General features: G+C 40.5%; 22 protein-coding genes. 2 read left to right on the forward strand and 20 right to left on the reverse strand.

The features are described from left to right. Positions 1–843: 843 nt before the first annotated feature. From rplQ to DO88_RS14355, 18 genes are all read right to left on the reverse strand, one after another. The gene (rplQ, locus tag DO88_RS14440) at positions 844–1,245 is read right to left on the reverse strand and encodes a 50S ribosomal protein L17 (protein WP_033038263.1); all 402 of its coding nucleotides are present in this window, start codon (positions 1,243–1,245) and stop codon (positions 844–846) included. 39 nt (positions 1,246–1,284) lie between these two features. Then, positions 1,285–2,271, reverse strand: a complete 987-nt coding sequence (locus tag DO88_RS14435) for a DNA-directed RNA polymerase subunit alpha (RefSeq protein ID WP_002959452.1) — start codon at positions 2,269–2,271, stop codon at positions 1,285–1,287. A gap of 24 nt (positions 2,272–2,295) precedes the next feature. After that, positions 2,296–2,916 carry a 30S ribosomal protein S4 gene (rpsD, locus tag DO88_RS14430; protein ID WP_002959461.1) on the reverse strand — a complete coding sequence of 207 codons (621 nt, stop codon included), beginning with the start codon at positions 2,914–2,916 and terminating at the stop codon, positions 2,296–2,298. 21 nt (positions 2,917–2,937) lie between these two features. Further along, complete coding sequence (gene rpsK, locus DO88_RS14425; protein ID WP_002959471.1) at positions 2,938–3,324, reverse strand: 30S ribosomal protein S11; 387 nt, start codon at positions 3,322–3,324, stop codon at positions 2,938–2,940. Positions 3,325–3,336: 12 nt separating this feature from the next. Continuing rightward, positions 3,337–3,693 carry a 30S ribosomal protein S13 gene (rpsM, locus tag DO88_RS14420; RefSeq protein ID WP_002959473.1) on the reverse strand — a complete coding sequence of 119 codons (357 nt, stop codon included), beginning with the start codon at positions 3,691–3,693 and terminating at the stop codon, positions 3,337–3,339. Between the two features lie 125 nt (positions 3,694–3,818). Further along, positions 3,819–3,932: a 50S ribosomal protein L36 gene (gene rpmJ / locus DO88_RS14415; RefSeq protein WP_002959476.1), complete on the reverse strand. Its 114-nt coding sequence runs from the start codon at positions 3,930–3,932 to the stop codon at positions 3,819–3,821. A 22-nt stretch (positions 3,933–3,954) separates the two neighbouring features. Further along, positions 3,955–5,283, reverse strand: a complete 1,329-nt coding sequence (gene secY, locus DO88_RS14410) for a preprotein translocase subunit SecY (RefSeq protein WP_007376464.1) — start codon at positions 5,281–5,283, stop codon at positions 3,955–3,957. Positions 5,284–5,293: 10 nt separating this feature from the next. After that, on the reverse strand, positions 5,294–5,728 hold the full coding sequence (rplO, locus tag DO88_RS14405; protein WP_002959480.1) for a 50S ribosomal protein L15: 435 nt from the start codon (positions 5,726–5,728) through the stop codon (positions 5,294–5,296). A gap of 4 nt (positions 5,729–5,732) precedes the next feature. After that, positions 5,733–5,915, reverse strand: a complete 183-nt coding sequence (rpmD, locus tag DO88_RS14400) for a 50S ribosomal protein L30 (protein WP_002959482.1) — start codon at positions 5,913–5,915, stop codon at positions 5,733–5,735. Positions 5,916–5,917: 2 nt separating this feature from the next. Continuing rightward, positions 5,918–6,424, reverse strand: a complete 507-nt coding sequence (gene rpsE, locus DO88_RS14395) for a 30S ribosomal protein S5 (protein WP_002959485.1) — start codon at positions 6,422–6,424, stop codon at positions 5,918–5,920. Positions 6,425–6,433: 9 nt separating this feature from the next. Next, complete coding sequence (rplR, locus tag DO88_RS14390; protein ID WP_002959486.1) at positions 6,434–6,784, reverse strand: 50S ribosomal protein L18; 351 nt, start codon at positions 6,782–6,784, stop codon at positions 6,434–6,436. Between the two features lie 9 nt (positions 6,785–6,793). After that, on the reverse strand, positions 6,794–7,327 hold the full coding sequence (gene rplF / locus DO88_RS14385) for a 50S ribosomal protein L6 (protein ID WP_007376463.1): 534 nt from the start codon (positions 7,325–7,327) through the stop codon (positions 6,794–6,796). 13 nt (positions 7,328–7,340) lie between these two features. Further along, the gene (gene rpsH, locus DO88_RS14380) at positions 7,341–7,733 is read right to left on the reverse strand and encodes a 30S ribosomal protein S8 (protein WP_007376462.1); all 393 of its coding nucleotides are present in this window, start codon (positions 7,731–7,733) and stop codon (positions 7,341–7,343) included. Between the two features lie 21 nt (positions 7,734–7,754). Then, positions 7,755–8,060, reverse strand: a complete 306-nt coding sequence (gene rpsN, locus DO88_RS14375; RefSeq protein ID WP_033016334.1) for a 30S ribosomal protein S14 — start codon at positions 8,058–8,060, stop codon at positions 7,755–7,757. Positions 8,061–8,070: 10 nt separating this feature from the next. Then, complete coding sequence (gene rplE, locus DO88_RS14370) at positions 8,071–8,610, reverse strand: 50S ribosomal protein L5 (RefSeq protein WP_024610257.1); 540 nt, start codon at positions 8,608–8,610, stop codon at positions 8,071–8,073. Between the two features lie 16 nt (positions 8,611–8,626). Further along, on the reverse strand, positions 8,627–8,941 hold the full coding sequence (gene rplX / locus DO88_RS14365; RefSeq protein WP_002959496.1) for a 50S ribosomal protein L24: 315 nt from the start codon (positions 8,939–8,941) through the stop codon (positions 8,627–8,629). 10 nt (positions 8,942–8,951) lie between these two features. Then, complete coding sequence (rplN, locus tag DO88_RS14360) at positions 8,952–9,320, reverse strand: 50S ribosomal protein L14 (protein ID WP_002959498.1); 369 nt, start codon at positions 9,318–9,320, stop codon at positions 8,952–8,954. 272 nt (positions 9,321–9,592) lie between these two features. After that, positions 9,593–11,563, reverse strand: coding sequence for an AsmA family protein (locus DO88_RS14355; RefSeq protein ID WP_033038265.1), 1,971 nt, complete (start codon positions 11,561–11,563; stop codon positions 9,593–9,595). 433 nt (positions 11,564–11,996) lie between these two features. Between DO88_RS14355 and DO88_RS14350 the strand changes: the two genes are divergently transcribed. Continuing rightward, positions 11,997–13,160 carry a hypothetical protein gene (locus DO88_RS14350; protein WP_033023362.1) on the forward strand — a complete coding sequence of 388 codons (1,164 nt, stop codon included), beginning with the start codon at positions 11,997–11,999 and terminating at the stop codon, positions 13,158–13,160. Between the two features lie 278 nt (positions 13,161–13,438). Beyond that, positions 13,439–14,125, forward strand: coding sequence for a TorF family putative porin (locus tag DO88_RS14345; protein WP_033023360.1), 687 nt, complete (start codon positions 13,439–13,441; stop codon positions 14,123–14,125). A gap of 61 nt (positions 14,126–14,186) precedes the next feature. Here DO88_RS14345 and DO88_RS14340 read toward each other — a convergent pair whose 3' ends face one another. Beyond that, complete coding sequence (locus DO88_RS14340) at positions 14,187–14,510, reverse strand: Bor/Iss family lipoprotein (RefSeq protein ID WP_008138787.1); 324 nt, start codon at positions 14,508–14,510, stop codon at positions 14,187–14,189. Beyond that, positions 14,507–14,818, reverse strand: a complete 312-nt coding sequence (locus DO88_RS14335) for a Bor family protein (RefSeq protein ID WP_008138786.1) — start codon at positions 14,816–14,818, stop codon at positions 14,507–14,509. Before DO88_RS14335 ends, DO88_RS14340 begins: the two co-directional genes overlap by 4 nt. Between the last annotated feature and the right edge of the window lie 229 nt (positions 14,819–15,047).

Raw genomic sequence — 15,047 nt, forward strand, 5'->3', positions numbered from 1 at the left:
TTTATATTGTTAAAGAACGTTGCGATTATAAAGTTGAACTTTATCTCGCTAGGGCTGCGCATATTACGCTTTCCTATTTTTTTGTCAACACTTAAATTTAAACTTTCTAAAAAATTCAATTTAAGTTTTACTTAACACCCTGAGTTGTTCGTGCCCCGCTATGCGTTGGCGTTTCCCGTCTCAGTGGGGTCGCATTATAGGGAGATCCGAAAACAGATCAACCCTTTTTTGAAGAAAACTTGAAATAATGTGCTGTTCGCTGACAATTTGAGCTAAACGGTCAAAAACAACACTAAACAGTGTGTCTTTACTAGTTTATATAGCTAGTTAATGTAAAAACGAGTATTAAAAGCCATAGTCACCCTTTCGAAATGGGATCCATTCGAATCCTATTCATTAATAAATGATCTATACCGCTACACAAAGTTCAAATTGCTTCTTTATAAGGAGTAACAATTAGATAAGGCAAATACAAAGAGCATTCTTGAATTGACTTGCTATGCTCTACGTGAATTTAGTTCGGTTTAAAAAATGGAACTATTTAAGTCTGTGGGCGTTGAGGCTCAATAGAAAGTGTAAGATGTTAAATATCAGCTAAATTTAGTTTTTGCTCATTTATTTATTATGAAGCCAATTCAATTAGCCGTCTTGAGTTTAAAAAAGTCATTAGGATAGTTAATAAACCACTCTTGATGAAAAGATATCGCTGATAAAAGTTTTAAATGAATCCATATAAGCTTATAAAATAGGAACTTTAGGAAGAAATATTCTGTTGGAGGGGACTTAATAAATTTTAGGCAAGAAAAAGCCGAGCATTGCTCGGCTTTTAGGTTTCTTTAAGACTTACTCTGCAGACTGTGCGTCTTCTTGAACTGCTTCGTTAGTCGCTGGGCGACCAACTAGTTCAATATAAGCCATTGGTGCATTATCACCAGTACGGAAGCCACACTTAAGAATACGAGTGTAACCACCTGGACGATCTGCATTACGCGGACCGATTTCACTGAATAATTTACCAACAACTTCATTATCACGCGTGCGAGCAAACGCTAAACGGCGATTTGCTACACTGTCAGTCTTAGCCAGTGTGATTAAAGGTTCAATTACACGACGTAACTCTTTCGCTTTAGGCAAAGTAGTTTTGATGATTTCATGTTTCACCAAAGAACCTGCCATATTGCTAAACATCGCTTTACGATGGCTACTGTTACGGTTTAATTGACGACCACTCTTACGATGGCGCATGACCCTATCCTTCTAACTAAACTAATATAGTGATTTAGATTATTCAGCTAAACTTGCAGGCGGCCAATTTTCTAGGCGCATGCCCAGAGAAAGACCACGTGAAGCTAGCACGTCTTTAATTTCAGTTAGAGACTTCTTACCTAGATTAGGCGTTTTAAGAAGCTCAACTTCAGTGCGCTGAACTAAATCACCAATATATTGAATTTGCTCGGCTTTCAAACAATTTGCTGAGCGTACTGTTAGTTCAAGATCATCAACTGGACGAAGTAGAATAGGATCGAATTCTGGCTTCTCTTCTTTCTCTTCTGGCTCAGTTACATCGCGTAAATCTACGAATGCATCTAATTGCTCAGCTAAGATAGTAGACGCACGGCGGATCGCTTCTTCTGGATCTAAAGTGCCGTTTGTTTCCATATCAATGATTAATTTGTCTAAATCTGTACGTTGCTCAACTCGAGCTGATTCAACCGAGTACGCAATACGTTCAACTGGGCTAAATGATGCATCAAGCAACAATCTACCAATTGGACGCTCATCGTCATCAGAGGATAAACGACTAGATGCCGGCACATAACCACGACCACGTTCAACACGAATACGCATGCTGATCTCGCTGTTATTTGTAGTTAAATTACAAATAACGTGATCTGGATTAGCAATTGTTACATCGCCATCGTGCTGAATATCAGCCGCAGTAACAGGGCCTACACCAGATTTAGTCAGGGTCAGAAAAACTTCATCTTTGCCTTCTAACGTTACTGCTAAACCTTTAAGGTTTAATAGTATTTCAATGATGTCTTCTTGAACGCCTTCTTTCGCGCTGTACTCATGTAATACACCGTCGATTTCAACTTCAGTTACTGCACATCCAGGCATAGATGAAAGTAATATACGGCGTAAAGCATTACCCAGAGTATGGCCAAAGCCTCGCTCTAATGGTTCTAAAACTATTTTAGAACGCGTTGGGTTGATAGCGTCGATGTCGACTAACCTTGGTTTTAGAAATTCTGTAACAGAACCCTGCATTTTATCCTCTCTTAACTCTTAACTTTACTTAGAGTAAAGTTCGACGATTAGTTGTTCATTAATGTCCGCAGACAGGTCTGAACGCTCAGGTAGACGCTTAAAGCTGCCTTCCAATTTCTTACCGTCAACTTCAACCCAAGTCGGCTTTTCACGTTGCTCAGCCAACTCTAGAGCAGCGATGATACGTGCTTGTGTCTTAGACTTCTCACGGATTACAACAGTATCTTCTGGTGTAATTACGTATGAAGGAATGTTCACAACACGACCATTAACTAAAATCGCTTTATGGCTTACTAACTGACGTGCTTCTGCACGTGTGCTAGCAAAACCCATGCGATATACAACATTGTCTAAACGTTGCTCTAAAAGCTGTAACAAGTTTTCACCTGTGTTGCCTTTAAGGCGAGCAGCTTCTTTGTAGTAGTTACGGAATTGCTTTTCTAATACACCGTAGATACGACGTACTTTTTGCTTTTCACGTAATTGTAAACCGTAATCAGATAAGCGACCTTTACGAGCGCCGTGCTGACCAGGTGCAGTCTCAAGTTTACACTTAGAGTCGATAGCTCTTACGCCGCTCTTAAGGAACAGGTCAGTACCTTCACGACGACTCAGCTTGAGCTTAGGGCCCAAATATCTTGCCATGTTATTTCTCCTAACCTATTGTTAAACGCGACGTTTCTTCGGTGGACGACAACCATTATGTGGTATTGGCGTCACGTCAGTAATGTTGGTAATACGGTAACCAGCAGCATTCAAAGCACGTACAGCAGATTCACGACCTGGACCTGGACCTTTGATGAAAACTTCTAGATTCTTTAAACCGTATTCTTGAGCAGCAGTACCTGCACGCTCTGCAGCAACCTGAGCAGCAAATGGTGTAGATTTACGTGAACCACGGAAACCTGAACCACCGGCAGTAGCCCATGATAATGCATTACCTTGACGGTCGGTAATCGTTACAATAGTGTTGTTGAAAGACGCATGAACATGAGCCATACCATCAGCAACTTGTTTTTTAACCTTTTTACGACGAATTGGTGTCTTAGCCATAATACTATCCCCTTATCGCTTAATAGGCTTACGAGGACCCTTACGGGTGCGCGCGTTAGTCTTAGTTCTTTGACCACGTAGTGGTAAAGAGCGACGGTGACGTAGGCCACGATAACAACCAAGGTCCATTAGGCGCTTGATATTTAAAGTAACTTCACGACGAAGATCACCTTCAACAGTGTACTTGCCAACTGCATCACGCAGTACGTCAAGAATTTCGTCTGAAAGTTCACCGATTTTTGTGGTTTCGGCGATACCAGTCGCTTCTAAGATAGCCTTAGAGCGAGTCTTACCTATGCCATAAATAGCTGTTAAACCAATAACTGCATGTTTATGATCAGGGACGTTAATGCCAGCAATACGGGCCACTAACACATCTCCTATATTCGAATTTGGTAATCATAAGTTTGAAAAGCCCGTAAGGATACTCAAACGAAGACCAAATTACTACTAAAAACACAGGCCGAGAAAACTCAGCCTGCACGACTGTTTACTTAGCCTTGCCTTTGCTTATGCTTAGGCTCACTGCAAATTACGCGTACTACACCAGCACGTTTAATAACTTTACAGTTACGGCATATTTTCTTAACGGAAGCACGTACTTTCATTGCTCAACTCCGTAAACTGACCTTATCGACCGTAGCCTTTAAGGTTCGCTTTTTTCAGCACAGAATCATACTGATGAGACATCAGGTGAGTCTGTACTTGTGCCATAAAGTCCATGATTACAACAACGATAATCAAAATTGATGTACCGCCGAAATAGAATGGCGTTTGCCATGCCATAGTCATGAATTCAGGCACCAGACAGATAAAGGTTATATACAAAGCACCTGCCAATGTCAGGCGTGTCATCACTTTATCAATGTATTTAGATGTCTGCTCACCTGGTCGAATACCTGGGATAAATGCGCCAGATTTCTTAAGGTTGTCTGCAGTTTCACGCGGGTTAAACACCAACGCTGTATAGAAAAAGCAGAAGAAGATAATAGCCGCAGCTAAAACAAGTGAGTACAACGGTTGACCTGGAGTCAGCGTAGTAGCAACAGCTTGTAATACATCAGCGACCGGACCTTCACCTTGGCCGAACCAGCTTGCAATTGTACCAGGGAACAGAATTATACTGCTAGCGAAGATTGGTGGAATAACACCCGCCATATTTACTTTTAGTGGTAAATGCGTGCTTTGAGCAGCAAATACTTGACGACCTTGTTGGCGCTTTGCGTAGTTAACAACAATACGACGTTGTCCACGTTCAAAAAACACTACAAGATAAGTAACAGCGAATACGATTACCGCAACCATCAACAGTACAAAAACATTCAAATCACCTTGGCGCGCCATTTCGACTGTCGAACCAATAGCAGACGGCAAGTTAGCTACAATACCAACAAATATTAGAACAGAAATACCGTTGCCGATACCACGTTCTGTTATCTGTTCACCCAACCACATAAGGAACATAGTACCAGTTACTAAACTCACCACTGCGGTGAAATAGAAACCCATACCAGGGTTAACTACTAACCCCTCCATCATGCCCGGTAAGCTAGTAGCAATACCGATTGATTGAATAGTAGCTAGCACAAGCGTGCCATAGCGTGTGTACTGGCTAATTTTTTTACGCCCTTGTTCACCTTCTTTCTTAAGCTCTATAAACGGAGGATACATATGCGTTAATAGTTGCGTAATAATCGAAGCCGAAATATACGGCATAATACCCAGTGCTAACACTGAAGCTCGCTCAAGTGCACCACCACTGAACATGTTGAACATTTCAACAATGGTGCCCTTTTGTTGCTCGAAGAAATCGGCAAGTACAGCGGCGTCAATCCCAGGGATCGGCACAAATGAACCTAGACGGTAAATTATGATAGCACCCAATACGAAGAGTAATCGGCGCTTCAATTCCGAAAGTCCACTTTGTGCACTTTGTGTATCTTGACCTGGTTTAGCCATTAGTACTTCCTTAGTCTTCTACCTTGCCTCCGGCAGCTTCAATTGCTTCGCGAGCACCTTTAGAGGCTTTAAGGCCTTTAACGGTAACAGCGCGTGAAACTTCGCCAGATTTAACAACTTTAACGAAAAGAACGTTCTTTTTAACTAGACCAGCTGCTTGTAACGCGCTTAGGTCTACCACATCGCCTTCTACTTTAGCGATTTCAAAAAGGTTTATTTCTGCAGATACTAAAGATTTGCGAGAAGTGAAACCAAATTTTGGTAGACGACGTTGCATAGGCATTTGACCGCCTTCAAAACCAACGCGTACTTTACCGCCAGAACGTGACTTTTGACCTTTGTGACCACGACCACCAGTCTTACCTAGACCAGAACCGATACCACGACCAACACGTTTTGGAGCAGTTTTTGAACCTGCAGCAGGTGAAAGTGTATTCAAATGCATCGAATTAACCCTCTACCTTAACCATGTAAGAAACCTTGTTTATCATACCACGTACACATGCTGTGTCTTCTAACTCAACAGTGTGGTTGATACGACGTAAACCAAGACCGCGTAATGTAGCTTTATGTTTCGGTAAACGACCGATAGAGCTTTTTACTTGTGTTACTTTTACAGTTTGATTTGCCATGGTTACCCCAGAATTTCGTCTACGCGAAGGCCACGTTTTGCAGCGATAGACTGTGGAGAATTCATATTCTCAAGAGCCGAAATCGTTGCACGTACCACGTTGATCGGGTTAGTAGAACCGTAACATTTAGAAAGTACGTTCTGCACACCAGTAACTTCTAGTACTGCACGCATAGCACCACCTGCGATGATACCAGTACCTTCAGAGGCTGGTTTCATGAACACTAGTGAGCCAGCATGACGTCCCTTAACAGGATGCTGTAATGTATTGCCATTTAGGTCTACGTTAATCATGTTGCGACGTGCCTTTTCCATTGCTTTTTGAATAGCAGCTGGAACTTCACGTGCTTTACCATAACCAAAACCTACTTTACCTGCGCCGTCACCAACTACAGTTAGTGCAGTAAAGCTAAAGATACGACCACCTTTAACTACTTTAGACACACGGTTTACCGCGATTAGCTTTTCAGCTAGATCAGGCTGTTGTTGCTTTGCTTCTACGTTAGCCATTGTCTACTCCTAGAATTGCAAACCGGCTTCACGCGCAGCATCAGCTAGCGCCTTCACACGGCCGTGATATTTAAAGCCACTGCGATCAAAAGCAATCTTTTCGATGCCTTTGTCAGCCGCACGTTCAGCAACCGCTTTGCCAACTGCTTGCGCAGCTTCAACGTTACCGGTGCCTTTAACTGTTTCGCTAATAGCCTTTTCAACAGTAGAAGCAGCAGCCAGTACATTACCCTCAGCATTTACTACTTGAGCATATATGTGACGTGGCGTGCGGTGGATAACAAGACGCGTTGTGCCTTGTTCAATATAATTTCTACGAGTGCGTTTAGCACGACGTAGACGAGCTGTTTTTTTATCCATCGTCTTACCTTACTTCTTCTTAGCCTCTTTACGGCGTACATTCTCATCTGAATAACGAACACCCTTACCTTTATAAGGCTCAGGTTTACGGTATGCACGAATGTTAGCAGCTGTTTGACCAACTAACTGCTTATCTACGCCCTTAACTAGAACTTCTGTTTGGCTTGGAGTTTCAATCGTAATTCCTTCAGGAACTGCGAAATTAACTGGGTGTGAGAAACCAAGTGTTAAGTCTAAAACTTTACCCTTAGCTGCTGCACGGTAACCAACGCCTACTAACTGAAGTTTCTTCTCGTAACCTTCATGCGTACCAACAACCATGTTGTTGATTAGAGCACGAGCAGTACCTGCTTGAGCCCATGCATTAGCTACGCCATCACGAGGTAAAGTTGTAATAACGTTGTCATTAACTTGTACTTCAACAGCGTTGTTGATAGTACGAGTTAGTTCACCGTTTTTGCCTTTAACTGTGATTTCCTGGCCTTTTAATGTAACTTCTACACCGGCAGGAACAGTAATTGGTGCCTTTGCTATGCGAGACATAGTTCCCCTCCGATTAAGCTACAAAACCAATGATTTCACCACCAACACCAGCACTACGTGCTGTGCGGTCTGTCATTAGGCCTTTAGAAGTTGATACGATAGCGATACCAAGACCACCCATTACCTTAGGTAATTGGTCACGTTTCTTATAGATACGTAAACCAGGGCGACTTACACGCTGGATATTTTCAATTACAGCTTTGCCTTCGAAGTACTTTAACTCGATAGAAAGCTCAGGTTTCGCTTCACTGTTAACAGCGAAATCTACGATGTAACCTTCGTCTTTTAGTACTTTAGCTAATGCTACTTTCAGCTTTGAAGTTGGCATCGTTACAGATACTTTCTTCGCTGATTGACCATTACGGATACGTGTAAACAAATCCGCGATAGGATCTTGCAAGCTCATAGTCTTACTCCCATGATTCTATTACCAGCTAGCCTTTTTAAGGCCAGGAATTTCACCGCGCATAGCTGCTTCGCGAACTTTAATACGGCTCATGCCGAATTTGCGAAGGTAACCATGTGGGCGGCCCGTAATGTTACAACGATTACGTTGACGTACAGGGCTAGAATCACGAGGTAAAGCTTGTAGCTTAAGAACCGCGTCCCAACGATCATCTTCAGATGTGTTAACATCTGTGATGATAGCTTTTAGTGCTGTACGCTTTTCAGCGAATTGAGCAACTAGTTTTGTGCGCTTAGCTTCGCGCGCTTTCATAGAATTCTTTGCCATAACCCTACCCTTATTTCTTAAATGGGAAGTTAAACGCTTCTAACAACGCACGGCCTTCCTCATCAGATTTCGCAGAAGTAGTGATAGTAATATCCATACCGCGTACACGGTCTACTTTATCGTAATCGATTTCTGGGAAGATGATTTGTTCACGTACGCCCATGCTGTAGTTACCACGTCCATCAAAAGACTTAGCACTTACGCCACGGAAGTCACGAATACGTGGGATAGCGATTGATACCAAACGCTCAAAAAAGTCCCACATACGCTCGCCGCGTAGGGTTACTTTACAACCAATTGGGTAACCTTCACGCACTTTGAAGCCAGCAACAGATTTGCGTGCTTTAGTGATTAGAGGTTTCTGACCAGAGATTGCTGCAAGATCAGCTACTGCGTGATCTAAAATCTTCTTGTCAGCTAGGGCTTCGCCCACGCCCATATTCAATGTGATCTTTTCGATCTGAGGGACTTGCATGACAGAGCTGAAACCAAACTTCTCTTGAAGTTCAGCTACTACTTTGTCTTTATATACTTCATGCAGTTTCGCCATCATTCTACTCCAACTATTAGATAGTTTTACCAGTAGATTTAAAGATACGTAATTTCTTACCATCTTCAATCTTGAAACCTACACGATCAGCTTTACTCGTTTCCGAGTTGAAGATCGCAACGTTTGATGCATCCATAGATGCTTCTTTCTCAACAATACCGCCAGCTTGGTTCAATTGTGGAACCGGCTTTTGGTGTTTCTTGATCAAGTTTATGCCTTCGACAAAGATTCGACCAGATTCAGTAACAACTGAAAGCACTTTTCCGCGCTTACCTTTGTCTTTACCTGCTAGTACGATTACTTCGTCATCACGACGTATTTTTGCTGCCATGATTGGCTCCTTACAGTACTTCTGGGGCTAGTGAAACGATTTTCATGAACTTATCATTACGAAGTTCGCGAGTCACAGGGCCGAAAATACGTGTACCAATTGGCTGTAAGTTATCATTTAAGATAACAGCAGCGTTGCTGTCAAAACGGATCAGAGAACCATCTGGACGGCGAACACCTTTTCTGGTACGCACAACTACCGCGTTTTTAACATCACCTTTCTTCACTTTACCGCGAGGAATAGCTTCTTTAACAGAAACTTTAATGATGTCGCCAATCGCTGCGTAGCGACGGTGTGAACCACCAAGGACTTTTATACACTGCACTTTGCGAGCGCCGCTGTTATCAGCAACTTCCAGCTGAGTTTGCATTTGGATCATGTTAATGACCTCCGGTGTAGTAATTACAACGTGTCTTAAATTTGTTTAAAATCAAGACATTTCGATTAAATCCCACTCAAAAACAAACGAGTTGTCTCTTAAGGGCGGGCAATTGTACCAGCATTGAGGGGGTAGCGATAGGTTATTTTTTAATTAATTTGGAGTGATGGGAAATTAAAGCTGAGCAATTCCGGCTATGTAGCTATTTTACAGGTGGTTACAAAACAAACAAGGCACCTGTAATGTGCCTTGTTTGTTTAGAGCGCAATAAATTAACCAAAGAAACCTTTTAATTTATCTTTAATCTTATCTTTTGCTTTTTCTTTTGCCTTTTCTTTTGCCTCATCGACCTTTTGTTTAGCTTCATCTTTGAGCGCACTGCCAACGTCAAGCTTTATACCTACATCGTGGAAAGGGCCTTTTATGCGCAGTGGTATTTTAAAGCCTGTACTGTCATCAGTCGTTCCCTGTCCTTCAGTCGATCCAACTATGCCTGTAACTAAACGGTAGTTAACCGTTGTTTGGGGTAAATCAACATCGCCTTCACCTGATATTCTAATAAGTGGGCTGATAAGTGATAGGTCGGTATTTTTGCCAACACCATTAGTAAAGTTGAAGCTTCCCGTTAGTGCAGAGAAATCTGTTTGCTCTGATTCTTCAAACCCAGTATCTAACCCTTCAGATGCTGCACCAAAGTTTCCTGAAATAAGCTCCTTACCTTTACGTACCATTTCAGCTATATTCGCGCCTTTTACAGCGCCATCAGCAAACTCAAACCCAAGTTTTCCGTTAAGCGCACCAATAAACGACTTTTGACTTTGGCCAGTTGTGCTTAGGTTCCAATTTAAAGACCCCTTACCCATTAGCTTGTCAAAACCTGCCGCATCCGCTAATAAAGGCTGTGCATCTATACCAGCTAAGTCAAAGTTAGTTGATATTTTATAAGGCACTTGCTGTGCGTTTACATTGATAACGCCTTTACCTGACCCTTCATAAGCAGAAAAGCTATCTAGGCTTAGTTTTGCAACGCTATTTTTTAAAGCAACAGTAAATTGATTTGCGCCCAACTTAATATCATTAGCTTTTAATCCACTTGAACGAATTACTACATTCGCATCTAGTGAATTTAATGCACTTAAATCAATTTTAGTGTCATCCCATACTATTGGCTCTGCAGGCTTATCTTCTTGCTCTACTGGCTCTTCCTGTTTTGCTACTGCTTCAGGTAGGTACGGGTTTAAATCAAGCATACCTAAATCAATATCAGCATTTACAGCTAAACGCTTACCTAGGTTAAGCTCGCTCTTACCTTTTATTTCCAATGCGTCTAACGTCGCAGCTAAATCTTCTAAATTAAATTTCTCACCTGCTAGGTGCATTTTACCGTTTACACTAAATGCATTAAAAGCATTGTCTTTAGCGTCTAACTCTACACCTTGCCATTTCGCAATACTTTTAACAGACTCACCGCTTAGTGCTAACTGACCTTTAATATCTTGGCCTTGCTTAGCGATGCTCCCTTCGAACGTTAAATCAACTAAACGAGAATCTAAGGTTTGTTTAACATTAAAAGTAGCACCTTCAATTGCTTTAGCTGGAGTATCTAATTTTATATCAAGCTCAAAACGCTCCTGCATATAAGTAATACCCCCTTTTACTTCTAATGTTTTACGAAGTGATGGAAGTAAAATAGCGAGTTCTAAATCACTAATTTGTTGCTTAGTACCTGTTTGACCATCTAGATAAGTAAATGTACCGCCATAAATAGCAACCTCACCTAGCTCAATATCAAAGTTATCTGGAAGCTTTATTGCTTCACCTGATTGGCTTTGCTCTTTAGGTTGCTCTGCAACTGCATCAAACAACTGCCAATTAGCTTTACCATTTTTGTCGGTTTCTAATAGGATATTGGGTTCGTTTATAACAAACTTATCTAATTTAAACTCACCACCAAATAATGAAAACCAAGGTATATGTACAGCAAGCTGTTTCATACTCGCCATGTCGGCGCGCGAACCTGATCCCATATTTGCAAAATGCACGTCGTTAAGTTCTAACTTTAATGCAGGGAATACGCTAAGTGTTTTATCACCTTTAATAGTAAGAGTGCGCCCAGTTGTTTGTTCTACCTGCTGCGACACTTTATTAAAAATAGTATCAGTAGGAATTAAAAACGGTGCGGCAACAATTAGTGCTATACATAATAAAAGTATTACACCTACAATTTTAAGTAAGGTTTTCATGATCGTCCTTTCAAACGTGCAAATAATGTTCTTATCATAGCGAGTGTTAGCTTTAAAATCATTGCTGAAGTTGTAAAAATGCTATTTAGTTTAACTTATTTGGCATGATATGAATCCGTGCTGAAAATTTCAGCATAAAAAACATATAGTAGAGTACTAATGAAATGGTTAATGCTATAAAAAAGCATTAACTAAATAATTCAATTTAATGCTCTTGAAATTAAACATTGTAAATTTAATGACAATATCTCACAAAAACCTCAAATCAAAATAACTAATATTTACCTATAATTTAATCTTGATACATTGAAAAGTATAGATATTTATCCCCTGTCACTATTAAGCATTGAGGACAGCGCTGTTGTTATTGATGTAATTGCGCTAAAATAGACCAGCAAAAAAATATATATCTAATCCGGAGATTCTACAAGGCATGAAAAAACTGCTAATTTCACCGTCAAAAATGACGCTAGGCGAACAAGAAAATCAAATCTATCAGAACATTCTGAAGCAATCTTCAGAGTTAAGCCTTAACCTTATGGCCGTGAAAGTAGAAAACCACCCTGATGATTTTTTACCTTGGTGTTACGAACTATTAAATGCAAGTAGAGATCGTATGAACTACGATTTACTAGAGCCGCAACAATTACCTATACTTAAGAAGCTACACGATCAGCTTATTTCAGCTATCAGCTTTTTACAGGTTAAAACTTTACGTATTGCTCCGTGGCCTGTTGTAAGTGTATTTGTAGAACAACACAAAGACGTTATTGCTCTTGATGAACAGCTTCGCTTAGTAGACTACATTAAAAGCATTCGTGAACAATCTCTTAAAGATATGATTCCTGAAGATTTACTTGCGTTTAGCGGCAAACATATGGCGTCACTTGATCCAAGCACATACAACTTTGATGTTGAATGGTTTGCCTCAACTAAGAGTGCAAAAAGCTTTCATCAAATGCTTAGCGATTTACCAGGTGATTTTGATGCAGCTCTAGCAAACATCCCACTTGAAGGTGATATCACTCAATATGAATACCAGCAATTTGTTGCTGCTTACTCAAAAGTGTTTACCGACAACAATGAAAAACCAACGCTAGCCCCTGCAACTCGCTTGCTAGCAATGCGCCGCCCTGATTTATTTACTCCGATTACAAATAATCGATTAGATGCATTATGTGGCGCTCTTGGAGTTCCAAAACTTAAAAATAGTGATTTTGAGCGTTACTGGCAAGATATCGTTAAAGGTATTCAAGCTATGTCGTGGTATAAAATGGCTAATGCAAGTAACGAACTAGAGGAACAGTTAGTTGCTATTAAAGCACTGATCCCATGTTTCTTTTATTATGCAGACACTAAAACACCTGACAGTTCAAACTACATCAAGTTACTTAGCAAGCCTAAGCGTAGTACAACAACGACAGGTAAAACTCAACGTAGAGGCAAAGAGTCTGCAGAAATTTTAGTAGACCGTGCTCTTGCTGCTGACGATATTCCTGAGCATATTCGTAGCAAACGTGACTCGATCATTAATGAAGTACAAAAAGGTCGAGGCGTTAACGAAACAATTAGTCTAATGCGTACTATTTTCGGCTAAATAAATCTAACCTAGCTGTACTTTAATGGTGCGGTTAGGTTAATTTATGCACCAGCAGCGTGCGAACACTTATTAAAATTACCTCAATAAAAAAACACTACTCCTTTGTAAGTCATTATTTTTAAAATATAAAAATACATTTTAAAATAAATAAAACCAAGCTGGCACACACAGTGCACCATCTCCCCAGTTAAACAATAAAAATGCATCCAGTTAAAAGGTTAAAGCAATACATAATAAAACCTTGGCATGCAAAAATCATATAACGGGAAATGGACATGCTCAAACTAAAAAAAACAATTGCGATTAGCACCATCGCATTAATGGCTGCAACATCGGTAATCTCAACATCAGTTCAAGCTGAAGTAACAGCAAATGCGGCAGCAACATCAAATTACTTATGGCGCGGCCAAGAGCAAACGGGTGGTGATGCGGCAATATCCGGTGGTATTGACTACGCTAATGAGTCTGGTTTTTATGCCGGTACTTGGGCTTCAAATGCATCTTGGGCTGACGAAATGACCTACGAGCTTGACTTATACGCAGGCTTCGGTGGCGACATTAACGAAAGTGTTAGTTACGATGTTGGTTATATTTATTACGCTTACCCAGACGCAGCTTCTGAAGCTGACGCAGATTTCTCTGAAATTTACGGTAGTATTAGTGTTGAAGGCTTCACGTTTGGCGCTTCTGTACTTGCAACATCAGCTGCAAGTGGTGACGGTACAGACTTTGGCGACTCACTTTACCTAACTGCTGATTATGGCTTTGCTGTCGGTAGTAACGGTACTGAAATGGCACTACATTTAGGTCATTACTCTGGTGATTTTATTGGTGACGACAATATCTTAGATTACGGTATATCTATTTCAAAAGACGGTTTTACTTTTGGTTTGTCTGATACAGATATAGATGATTCAGATATTAAAGCCTACGTAGCTTACTCTGTAGACTTTAACTTATAAAAAAGAATGTGTTACTTGCTGCAACACGAAGGGCCTTTTGGCCCTTTTCTCGTTTATAATATTACTTGAATGGCACCTTAGTACAACTCACTTCAACTGTTTTAGGGTACCAAGCCGGAGCAATTTGATTAACAGCCACCTCAGCCAAACCATTAGTAAACGATTTATACGTATGGACACTTTGCCATTCACCTTGTGGGCAATGAGTACTTAAATCTAACGGTTTAGATCCTTCATATAATGCAAGAGCAAAATTATGATGCCATTGTGAACTCTCTTGAGTTTTATTGCTCACGTTGTCTTGTACACCATTATCAAAGTAAATGTTCGTACATCCCGTTAATATAATCAGCATACAACTTGTTATAAGTAACTTAATACTCATAATGCCTCTCCTACTATTTCATCTTCGCACCATACTTTAATAGTGTGAGGTGCATATATACCAAGTGTAATTAAACTAAGTGCTCCATCACTAAACGTTTGTTGTGACTGCATTTGAGTCACTGATTTATCTACACATACTTTTTTCACATCAACGCGCTCTTCTCCAACCAATCCCCATAAAAAGAACGGTCGACTATCTTCATAACTCGCTTTGCTTGTTATTTTGGCTGCTTGCTGTGGCTGAATTGTCACCGCAGAGCAAGCGGTTAGACTTAGTATTAAAACGCTTATCATTAGCTGCTTCATTCTTATCCCTTGTTGTTTACTCTTAATGACAGCAGTGTACAAAAAAACTAAAGTTAAGTTAGTAAGAAGGTGTGGGGAAAATGTAGCGATTGATACAAAAATTTATACAATTTTCTACAAAGTTTAGGATGAGGGCTACTTACTAAATGAGTTTAGATATAGTAAAAATAACTTTACTGTTAGCTATCAATAATCTCTTTCAATAGCTATAAAAATGCCAGTCAGTAAA

The organism is Pseudoalteromonas sp. S3431, from assembly GCF_000690035.1.
Taxonomy (GTDB): domain Bacteria; phylum Pseudomonadota; class Gammaproteobacteria; order Enterobacterales; family Alteromonadaceae; genus Pseudoalteromonas; species Pseudoalteromonas fuliginea.